Annotated in this window: 1 rRNA gene; it reads right to left on the bottom strand. The window is 37.1% G+C overall.

Annotation, left to right across the window (positions count from 1 at the left end):
- Positions 1–111 (bottom strand): 16S ribosomal RNA (locus P2W75_RS22500); the annotation flags it as partial.
- Positions 112–582: the final 471 nt, after the last annotated feature.

The raw sequence follows: 582 nt of genomic DNA, 5'->3' as shown, positions 1-582 counted from the left end.
GTTACGCACCCGTGCGCCGGTCTCAAGGCCCGAAAGCCTCTACCCCTCGACTTGCATGTGTTAAGCCTGCCGCTAGCGTTCATCCTGAGCCAGGATCAAACTCTTCATCGTATATTTTTTATATTATAATTCGATGCTTACTATCGGTTCTTTTCGAATCTAATCGATTCTATTACTCTTATTTTATCTGTTCTGATTTTCACCAGAACGGCTGTCAATTCAATATGTCTACGAACGTAATTTCTTTTCTTTTCCGCTTGTCTCTCAAAGCGGGTGCAAAACTAAAACTTCTTTTTAAAACCTGCAAGAAAAATTTAAAAAAATTTTGAAACTTTTTTTCCGTCTCATTTTCCAATTTTTCTTCCAGTCTGCCAAGGAACTTTCCGTGTTTTGCGGGGGGCAAAGGTAAAAAGCTTTTTCAATTCCCGCAAGCTTTTTTTGAACTTTTTTTAAGAAAATTTCTTTTCATTTCAATTCAGCTGCCTGACGGTATTTCTAAGAGCGTTTCGCTGATGCGGGTGCAAAAGTAGAACCTTTATTTACATTTACAAGACTTTTTTTTACATTTTTTCCATGTTTTTT

The organism is Flavobacterium sp. H4147, assembly GCF_029360735.1.
Taxonomy (GTDB): Bacteria; Bacteroidota; Bacteroidia; order Flavobacteriales; family Flavobacteriaceae; genus Flavobacterium; species Flavobacterium endoglycinae.
This window is presented reverse-complemented; position numbering and strand designations above follow the sequence as displayed.